5 protein-coding genes are annotated in these 10,003 nt (G+C 71.8%); all 5 read right to left on the minus strand.

The annotated features are described in order from the left end of the window. Position 1 precedes the first annotated feature (1 nt). Positions 2-4,921, minus strand: a complete 4,920-nt coding sequence (locus tag FV242_RS23255; protein ID WP_147940581.1) for a malto-oligosyltrehalose synthase — start codon at positions 4,919-4,921, stop codon at positions 2-4. Beyond that, positions 4,918-6,723, minus strand: a complete 1,806-nt coding sequence (gene treZ / locus FV242_RS23260; RefSeq protein ID WP_147940582.1) for a malto-oligosyltrehalose trehalohydrolase — start codon at positions 6,721-6,723, stop codon at positions 4,918-4,920. Before treZ ends, FV242_RS23255 begins: the two co-directional genes overlap by 4 nt. A 174-nt stretch (positions 6,724-6,897) precedes the next feature. Beyond that, positions 6,898-7,458, minus strand: a complete 561-nt coding sequence (locus tag FV242_RS23265; RefSeq protein WP_147940583.1) for a type II toxin-antitoxin system VapC family toxin — start codon at positions 7,456-7,458, stop codon at positions 6,898-6,900. Between the two features lie 3 nt (positions 7,459-7,461). After that, entirely contained in the window at positions 7,462-7,686 is a 225-nt protein-coding gene (locus FV242_RS23270; RefSeq protein ID WP_246692835.1) for a hypothetical protein, read from the minus strand. Between the two features lie 182 nt (positions 7,687-7,868). Further along, a complete protein-coding gene (gene glgX, locus FV242_RS23275) occupies positions 7,869-9,983 on the minus strand; it encodes a glycogen debranching protein GlgX (RefSeq protein ID WP_147940585.1) in 2,115 nt (704 codons plus the stop codon). Positions 9,984-10,003: the final 20 nt, after the last annotated feature.

A 10,003-nucleotide genomic window follows, 5' to 3' on the forward strand; every position in this document is an offset into this window, starting at 1 on the left:
CTCACGGCTCCCGCCGCAGGACCGCGTAGGGCAGGTCGCGCAGGAGCTGGCCGAGATCGGCCCCCTCCCCTCCGGTCTCTACGATCCGCCCCGAGACGAGGTCGCGCCAGATTGTGCCCGCCCCGAGATCGACCCGGGTGCCGGCGAACGCCTCGCCCGACCAGACCGCCTCGCCGACGATGCCGGCGAACAGGCGCGGCACCGCCACGAACAGGTCGCCGCCCTCCTCGCCCGGGTCGGTCCGCCGGTAGGCGATCACGTGGGCCGCCCGGTCGCCCCTGGCCTCGACCGGCTCGTAGGCCGCGCTGGCGTAGAAGGCCGGCCGCTCGGCCCGCTCGGCGAGCAGGCGCGCCAGGGTCGCCTGCTTGACCCGCCCGTCCGGCCAGTGCGGCAGCAGGTCGGCCGGTGCGCCGCCCTGCTCGAGCATGCGCTCGAGGGCCGGGTAATCCACCGGGCGGCGGTTGTCGGGATCGACGAACGAAAAGTCCCAGACCTCCGTGCCCTGGTAGGTGTCGGGCAGCCCCGGCAGGGTGCATTTCAGGACCGTGCGGCCCAGCCCCGCCAGCATGCCGAGATGGGCGAGCCGCCGGGCGAAGGGGCGCAGCTCGCGCAGGAAGTCCGAGCCCGGGGCGATCAGCGCCGAGAACAGCTTCTTGACCGCGCCCTCGTAGACCTCGTCGACGTTGACCCAGCTCGACCGGCGCTTGCCCTCGCGCATGGCCTTCTCGCCGTAGGCGATCAGCCGGTCGCGGAAGTCTTCGATCGCCGCCGTCTCGTCCCGCTCCAGCAGTTCCAGCGGCCAGGCGCCGAGGATCGCCTGGAAGAACATCCACTGGTCGTTGGCATCCGGGGCCGGCTCGCCGTCGATCCGGGCGAGGTGCGGCCCGGCGGTGCGCTGCCACAGGTCCCAGGCGCCGGCCCAGCCCTCCGGGATCTCGGAGAGCGCGAGCATCCGGGTCCGGGCATCCTCGCCGCGCTTGGTGTCGTGGGTCGCCGTGGTGATCATGGCGTTCGGCCAGTCGCGGGCGCGGGCGATCTGGAGGTCGTGGAAATGCTCGGCGTCGATGCCGTACTCGCCCGGATCGCCGCCGACCTCGTTGAGGCCGAGCAGGCAGGCGTACCGGTAGAACAGCGTGTCCTCCAGGCTCTTGGCCATGACCGGGCCGGTGAGCTGCTGGAACCGCCGGCGGAAGCGCAGCGCCACCCGCGGGTCCGGGCGGCCCGGCCCCGTGGTCTCGATCCGCCCGAGCAGCACGTCGGCGGCGAAATCGTGCACCGAGCGGTCCGGCAGGCTCGACCAGCGCTTGGCCTTGGCGACCGCGCCCTCGATCAGCCGCACGTCCTCGGGCTCGACCTCGCCCTCCTCCAGCTCCGGCGGCAGGTAGCTGCGATAGGTCGGGAAGCGGGCGATGATCTCGATCAGCGCCCGGCGCAGGGCGTTGACGGTGAAGTCGCGGGTGCGCCGGTCGGCATCGGCCACCTCCTTGAGATCGGAGGTCAGCACTTCCAGCTCGCTGGCGAAGCTGATCTCCAGGATCTCGGCCTTGGCGGCCCGGAGCTGGAACCCGTAGGGCTCGTCGAAGCCCGAAGCCCATTCGTACAGGCGCCGGACCTTCCCCTGCCGCTCCTTGTCCACCAGGATGCCGTCGAGCTGGTTGAGCACGTCGTAGCCCGTGGTCCCGGCCACCGGCCAGGGCCGCAGCCGCTCGCCGGGCTCCAGGATCTTCTCCACCACCACGTAGAAGCCCGGGCCGACGGCGGCCTGGAGCGCGCGGGCGTAGCCCAGCGGGTCGGCGAGCCCGTCGATGTGGTCGATGCGCAACCCGTCGATCCGGCCCTCGCGGATGTGCCGGAACACGGTCTCGTGCGAGCGGTGGAAGATGTCGGACAACTCCACCCGCAGGCCCGCCAGCGAGTTCACGTCGAAGAACCGCCGGTAGTTGATGTCGCTCGAGGCCACCCGCCAATGGGCCAGCCGGTAGGCCTGGGCCTCCAGGAGCCGGTGCAGCGGCCCGAAGCTGTCGGGGCGGCCCTTGAAGCCGTTGAGCAGCGCCAGGGTGCTGGCGGTGGCCTCCTGGATCAGGGGCGAGACGCCGTAGATCTCGGCGAGCCGGCGCTTGAGCCCCTCGGCCTCCTCCGGGAAGCCCGTCCGGCGGGTCTCGTCGGTGTCGATCGCCATGGCGCGCAGGCGCTCGGAGATGGCGAGCAGCTCCGCGGTGGTGTCGTCGTCCACCGCGCCGATGGCGGCGATCACCCGGTTGAGGATGGTCGGATAGCTCAAGGGGCGGATCGGCAGCTGGTGCTCGTAGTGCCAGACGCTGAAGGCACCGGCCTCGGGATCGAACTTCAGCTCCAGCGTGCCCTGCTCCAGGGCCTCGCCGTAGCGCTCGCCCAGGAACGGGATCACCAGGTTGCGGCCGGCGCCGAGGCGCTGCCAGTCGATGTCGAAGGCGTCCGCGAAGGGCGAGAGGGAGCCCCATTCGAGCACCGAGAGCCACCACGGGTTGTCAGAGCCGCCGACGCCCATGTGGTTCGGGACGATGTCCAGCAGCAGCTTCAGCCCGTGCCCGTGCAGGGTCTCGGAGAGCCGGACGAAATCCGCCTCGCCGCCGAGTTCCGGGTTGATCGCGCCGTGATCGACGATGTCGTAGCCGTGGGTCGAGCCGGGCCGCGCCTTCTGCAGCGGCGAGGCGTAGACGTGGCTGATCCCGAGCTTCTTGAGATACGGGACGATCCGCTCCGCGTCCGCGAAGGTGAAGTCCTTGTGGAATTGCAGCCGGTAGGTCGATTGCGGCGGCGGCACGGCCAGCCGGGCGGAGCCCGAGCGCGGGCCCCGGGACTCGGCCGAGAGCGAGGCCGCCAGCTTGGCGAGCGGCCCCCCGGGGGCGGCGATGTCCACGAGGTCCCGGTCGAGCTTGCGCCGCCAGTTCGGATAGCCCTCGGTGGAGCCCGGCACATTGGCCTGGGCGAGCTCGGAGACCACGTCCTCGTACTGCACGGCGGTCAGCATCGAGGGGGCGCGGGCGAGGTAGCGGGCGGCGGCCTCGAACGGCGCGGCCTCGGGGGGCTCGGCCGTCGGCAGGAGCTGCTCCCCGGCCAGCGCCTCGGTGAGGCGGCGGCGCTCGACCACCCGCTCGCCGCGCTCGGCCTCGGCGCGATCCTGATCGTACAGGCCCAGCGACTGGCGGGTGTCGGTGTCGACCCCGCGCCACCAGCCGACGAAGGTCGGCAGGTCGTGGGTGGTGATGGCGGTGAGCGCGTCGCGCGGGTAGGCGGACGGGGCCTTGAACCGGCCGTCCCCTTCCCGCTCGAAGGCCAGGATCCGGTAGCTGAGCACGCCGGCCCGCATCAGGGCGTCGGAAAAACCCTCGGGCGCGGTGCCGAGATCCTCGGCGATGACCAGGCACTTGTTGCGGTGGCTCTCCAGCCGCAGCACCGCCAGCATCGGCTCGAACGGCATCGCCACGTAGGCGCCGGCATGGGCGCCGGCCCCGAGCGGGATCAGGAACAGCCTTGCGAGCTGGAAGGCGTGGTCGATGCGGATCGCGCCGGCATGGCGCATGTTGGCCTGGACCAGGGCCCGGAACGCCGCGAGGCCGTCCCGCTCCATCTCCAGCGGGTCGAAGGCCGGCAGGCCCCAGTTCTGGCCCTTGGGCGCCAGCAGGTCCGGCGGCGCGCCGATCGAGACCCGGTCGGCGAAGCGCTCGGGATGGGACCAGATCTCGGAGCCGCCCCGGTCGGCGCCCACCGCGAGGTCGCGGTAGAGCCCGACCCGCATGCCGGCCGTGAGCGCCGTCGCGGAGGCCGCGGCGAGCTGGCGGTCGGCGAGGTATTGCAGCCACGCGTGGTAGCCCACCGCCTCGGCCTTCTCGGCCGCGAAGGCCACCACCGCCTCGGTGCCGGCGCGGCGGTACTCCTCCGGCCAGTCGCCCAGCCAATGGGCGCCCTGCTGCCGGAAATGCTCGGACAGGGCCTCGAACACCGCGTGGGCGGCGAGGTCGACGCCGCCCTCCTGGCGGAAGCGCTCGAAGTCCGCGTCGGTGCCGGCCCGGGCCGGGGATTCGAGCCAGAGGGCGCGCAGCACCGGGTCGAGCACGTCGGCCACGCCCTGGTGATCGACGAGCGCGGCCTCGCGCAGGGCCGTGATCGCGTCGGCGCGCTCGGCGAGCAGCGCCTCGGCCCGGGAGCCGGCGAGCCCCGGCAGGCTGCGCGGCGCGATGAACAGCGTCTCGAGGAACAGCCGCGAGGACGGCGAGTAGGGCGAGATCTTGGTCCGGTCGGAGCCGAACAGGGCGTGGACCGGGCTGAGCCCCAAGAACGCCGCCCCGCGCAACGCCGCCTCGCGGGCGGCCTCGCCGGCATCCGCGTAGGTGCCGATGCCGATGTTGGTGGCCGAGCGCAGGCCGTAGAGCTGGGCGGCCATGCCCCAGTCGGAGGCGCCCTCCTCCGTGTAGGGCCGCGGGCGCCAGCAGCGCTGGGGCGCGGCGATCACCCAGGATTCGGCCCGGATCCGGCCGGCCTGGACGGTGAGCCGGTGGTAGCCCGGGGTCAGCGGCGGCAGCTCGAAGCCCGCACCCTGGCCCGGCCCCGCCCCCTGCAGGTTGGCCCGGCCCTCGCGGGCGGCGCCGCGCTCGTCCACCAAGCGCCAGACCAGCGTATGCGGGGATCCGTCGGCGACGCGGACCGGCACCCGGGCGGCGCGGCGCGCCTCCACGGGCAGGAGCGGCGGGACCAGGCCGCCGCGCAGGGCCTCGACCTGGGCCAGGCTCTCGCCGATGCCGGCCTCGTCCTCGACCGCGAAGCCGAGCGCCGCCAGCAGGCCGCGCCGGACCTCCAGGGAGGTCTCCACCGGCTTGCCGAAGGCGTCGGTGTATCCGGAGGCGACGCCGACGAGGTCGGCGAGTTTTTCGAGGGGGCTCACGAGCGGGGCTCCGTCAGGAACAGGCCGGTCCAGGCGGGCAGGTCCCGTCCGGCCTTGTCGGGGGCGTTGGTCCAGACCACCCGGGCGCCGCCCGGATCCACCGCGAAGGCCTCTGTGCCGACATTGGCCACGAACCGCAGGGTGCCGGCGCCGAACCGCCAGGTGCAGTCGACCACGTCGGCGCGCGGCAGGGTGGCGGCGGCGCCCTGGTAGCCGGATTTCGCCAGCGGCACCACGACCTCCCGCCGCAGGCCCAGCAGGCGCGTGGTCTCGGCCAGCACCTCCCGGTGCGGCGAGCGCGCCCGCTCGGACCAGTCGAGCTTGGAGGCCGCGAAGGTCTCGTGCTCGGTGGGATCCGGGATCTTCGAGGTGTCGTCGGCGAACGCCGCGAAGCTCTTGAACTCCCGGCGGCGGCCCTCGCGCACCGCCGTGTTCAGGTCTTCGTCCGGGGCGAAATCGACGAAGAACAGGAACGGCGTCGAGGCCGACCATTCCTCGCCCATCCAGAGCATCGGGATCTGCGGCGCCAGCAGGAACCCGGCCCGGGCGAGGTCGAGTTTCGCGGGGTCGGCCAGATGCGACAGCCGCTCGCCGAGCGCCCGGTTCCCGACCTGGTCGTGGTTCTGCAGGAAGGTCACGAAGGCCGACGGCGGCAGGTGCGCCGAGGGCTCGCCGCGCGGATGGTTGTCGAGGGTGGCGAACGGCTCGCCCTGATACGCAAACCCCTCCGCCAGGCAGCGGGCCAGGCGCGCGACGGGTTTGTCGGCAAAGCTCTGGTAATAGCCGGCGTCCTCACCGGTGAGCAGCACGTGCCAGCAATGGTGCAGGTCGTCGGCCCATTGCGCGTCGTGCATCTTCGGCCGCCCGGCGCCGTCGCGCTCGAGCCAGCGCGCCTGGTTGGCCTCGTTCTCGAGCATCAGGTGGATGTCGCGGTCCGGGAAGGTCTTGCGGACCGTCTCACCGAGCTCGGCCAAAAAATGGCGCGGCGAATCGTCGAGGATGGCGTGGACGGCGTCGAAGCGCAGGCCGTCGAAATGGTATTCCTCCAGCCAGTACAGGGTGTTCTGGATGAAGAACTGCCGCACCGTGGCGCCGCTCTCCTTGCCGTCGAAGTTGATGCCGGCGCCCCACGGGGTCTGGTGGCGCTCGGTGAAGAAGGTCTTGGCGTAGGCGTGCAGGTAATTCCCCGCCGGCCCGAAATGGTTGTAGACCGCGTCGAGGTAGACCATCAGCCCGAGCCCGTGGGCGGCGTCGATCAGGCGCTTGAGGTCGTCCGGGCGGCCATAGGCGCCGTCGGGGGCGTAGGGCAGGACCCCGTCGTAGCCCCAGTTGCGCGAGCCCTTGAAGTCGGCGAGCGGCAGCAGCTCGATCGCGGTGACGCCGAGCGCCTTGAGATCGGGCAGGCGCGCCTGCAGGGCGGCATAGGTGCCCTCCGGGGTCGCGGTGCCGACATGGCACTCGTAGATCACCGCCTCCTCGAACGGACGCCCGGTCCAGGCCTCGTCCGTCCACGCGAAGGCGCGCGGATCGATCACCTCGCTGAGGCCCGAGACGTCGTCCGGCTGGAAGCGCGAGGCCGGGTCCGGCGCCACGAGGTCGCCGTCGACCCGGAATCCGTAGCGGGCGCCGGGCTTCACCCCGGGCAGGGCGGTGCGCCGCCAGCCGCCGCCGGATTCCGGCAACGGATGCGCGACGCCGTCGACGACGAGTTCGACGCTCTGGGCGGTCGGGGCCCAGAGCGCGAAGCGCACGCCGCCCCCCACCATCTCGGCTCCGAAATCCATGCTGTGGGCGCGCCGCATCGGGCCACGGTCCTCGTCGTTGGCCGTGCGTCCCGAGGGACAAGCGCGGCAGGGATCATTGTCGTGGGAGAAGGCCCCGCACACGATCCGGTTCCCGCAGCGCAGCTATGGCGACGTGATGAGACGGCCAGCGTGCGAAAAATGGCGCGGGGGACCAAGTGGTAGGCTGTGGGGTCACGTTCGATAGAACAGGACCTGGCTATCCGGGCGGAGTTGCAACAGGGCGTCGAAGTCCCTGAGGTTGCGCGTGAGCACGCAGAAGCCGAGCTTGAGCGCCTGCAGGAACAGGACGCAATCGTGGAGTGCGCCCATGCGGTCGTCCTTTGCATAGCCCTGGATCCGGCAGAGCATGCCCGCATAGACGGCGGCGCTTCCCAGGATCTCGGCGTCGGGCGTGAAGATCCGGTGCGCCGGCATCGCGTCGATCGCGGTTCCGATTGCCGCGACGGCCTGGGCGCTGCGAGGGTCCTTGGGATCGAGGACCCCTACCGTGTGCATCAACTCCTGGATGACGACAGTGCTGTGGTTCACGATCCGGATGCCGAGGAGATCCTCGACCAGGGGCGGCGCCCGCCCCTGCATCTGGTCGATGTAGACGCAGGTATCGAGCAGGAGGGGACGGCCCGCCTGCGCCTGCCCCTCCAGGAAGGGCAGTGCGGTATCGTCCCGGCGCTGCAACGCCGTCTTCGGTGCCTGCCGACGCAGCCGTTCCGCAGCCTTGAAGGTGAAGGCCACTCGCTAGAAGCTCAGGTCGAGTTCCGGGTCGACCGAGGCCCGCAGCGTGCGGAATACGTCCACGAAGCCATCCTCGATGGCGATGTTGGCGAGCGCGAACTCGATCAGCGCGGTATCGGAGTGAAGCCCCGTCCGGGCCTTGGCGCGTTCGATCAATTCCGGCGCGACGCGTCCGGAGATCCGGCTGGCCTTGCCCCGGGTCAGCCCGCTTTCCTGCGCGCGGGCCATGACAGCGGTAACGGAAGGGGCAAGGGCTGTCTCAGTCCCTGAGGCCTGCCTCGGCTGCGAACGATCTCCAGCCATGGCGATGCTCCGATGACGTTCAACAAATCGTATGATCAGGCAACGTAACGCGCAGGACCCCCGCGCGCAATCATCTCGCTTCGACCGGCTCGAACTGGGGCCTGCTCTCAACCCCTCGGCACCCAACCGCTCGACACCCCCGCCCCCACGCCCGCCGCGGTGAGCACCAGCACCGAGCGGCCCGGCAGCGGCACCGGCGCGTCCGGCCCGTAGGACGGGGCGCCCGGCGGGACCGTGCCGGCGGCCTCGCCGGTGTCGAAGGCCGGCTGCCAGGGGCCGCCGATCACCGGGGCGAGGCGGAAGTCGAGGGGCTCCACCCCGGCGTTGAACAGCAGCAGCAGGCGGTCGCCGTCCCCGTCGTTGCCGATCTGCATGCCGAACACCTGCAGGCCGTCGTCGGCCCAGTGATGGTTCTCCATCTCGGTGCCCTCGGGGGCGAGCCAGTGCACGTCCCGGAGGGGCGCCTCGGGGGTGGCCGGGACGCCGGTGAAGAAGGTCCGCCGCCGCAGGGCCGGCTGGGCCCGGCGCAGGGCCAGGAGGTTCGCCACGAAGCCGGTGAGCTGCGGGTCCGGGTCGCTGGTCCAGTCCATCCAGCTGATCGGGTTGTCCTGGGCGTAGGCGTTGTTGTTGCCGCCCTGGCTGCGGGAGCGCTCGTCGCCCATCAGCAGCATCGGCACGCCCTGGGCCAGCATCACGGTGGCCAGCATGTTGCGCTTCTGGCGGGCGCGGGCGCCCAGGATGCCCACGTCGTCGGTGTCGCCCTCGACGCCGTAATTGCAGCTGACGTTGTGGCCGTGGCCGTCGCGGTTGTCCTCGCCGTTGGCCGCGTTGTGCTTCTGCTCGTAGGCCACCGTGTCGGCCAGGGTGTAGCCGTCGTGGCTGGCGATGAAGTTGACGCTGGCCAGCGGCGAGCGCCGGGACGGGGCGAACACCTCGCGCGAGCCGGTCAGCCCCTGGGTCAATTTCGCCAGGGTGCCGGAATCGCCCTTCCAGAAGCCCCGGGCCGCGTCGCGGAACTTGTCGTTCCACTCGCTCCAGCCGCGCGGGTAGCCGCCGAGCTGGTAGCCGCCCTCCCCGATGTCCCAGGGCTCGGCCACCATCTTGACCCGGGCGAGCACCGGATCCTGCGCCACCGCCTGGAAGAACGCCGCCTGCGGGGTGAAGGCGAGCGGCGCGCGCCCAAGGCTGGTGGCGAGGTCGAACCGGAAGCCGGCGATGCCGTAGGCGGTGACCCAGTGGCGCAGGGAATCGAGCACCAGCTGCATCACCCGCGGGTGGCTCGCATCGAGGGTGTTGCCGCAGCCGGTGCAATCGATCGTCCGGCGCCGGTCCGCGGGGTCGAGCTTGTAGTAGCTGGCATTGTCGATGCCGCGGAACGACAGGGTCGGGCCGCTGTGGTCGCCCTCGGCGGTGTGGTTGTAGACGACGTCGAGCCAGGTCTCGATCCCGGCGGCGTTCAGCTCGCGGATCGCCGCCTTGAGGCCGCCGAGCCCGCCCTCCCCGAGGTAGCGCGGATCCGGGGCGAAGTAGCCCAGGGGCTGATAGCCCCAGAAATTGACGAGCCCCTTCTCGACCAGAAAGCGGTCGTCCGCGAAGGCCTGGATCGGCAGCAGCTCCAGGGCGGTGACCCCGAGCTTGACCAGGTGCTCGATGATCGCCGGATGGGCGAGCGCCGCGTAGGTGCCGCGCTCCGCTTCCGGGATGGCGGGATGGGTGCGGGTCAGCGCCTTGACGTGCGCCTCGTACACCACGGTCTCGGTGAGCGGCCGGCGCAGCGGGGCGAGGGCGAGGTCGGGCACCTCCGGGGCCGTGACCACCCCCTTGGGCATGTAGACCGCGCTGTCCCGCCGGTCGATCCGGCTCTCGTTTCCCCGGCGGTGGCCGTAGAGCGCGTCGTGCCAGCGGATCCGGCCCCGGATCTCCCTGGCATAGGGGTCGAGCACCAGCTTCGAGGCGTTGAACCGGTGGCCGTTCGCCGGATCCCAGGGGCCGTGCACCCGGTAGCCGTAGAGCTGGCCCGGCAGCACCCCGCGCAGGTAGCCGTGCCAGACGTCGTCGGTGCGGCAGGGCAGCCGGACCGTGCGGGTCTCGTGCCGCTCCCCCGGCTCGAACAGGCAGATGTCCACCGCGGTGGCGTGCTCGGAGAACAGGGCGAAGTTGACCCCGCGCCCATCGAAATGCGCGCCGAGCGGCGCCGGCACCCCGTCATCGACGGCGATCATGGGCGGGGTCCGGTTTTGTG

The sequence above is a fragment of the Methylobacterium sp. WL64 genome (genome assembly GCF_008039945.1).
Classification (GTDB): Bacteria; Pseudomonadota; Alphaproteobacteria; order Rhizobiales; family Beijerinckiaceae; genus Methylobacterium.

Excerpts from the sequence above, each read along its gene's own strand:
- treZ (WP_147940582.1), bottom strand. The coding sequence starts at position 6,723 with ATGCGGCGCGCCCACAGCATGGATTTCGGAGCCGAGATGGTGGGGGGC.
- glgX (WP_147940585.1), bottom strand. The coding sequence starts at position 9,983 with ATGATCGCCGTCGATGACGGGGTGCCGGCGCCGCTCGGCGCGCATTTC.
- FV242_RS23270 (WP_246692835.1), bottom strand. The coding sequence starts at position 7,686 with ATGGCCCGCGCGCAGGAAAGCGGGCTGACCCGGGGCAAGGCCAGCCGG.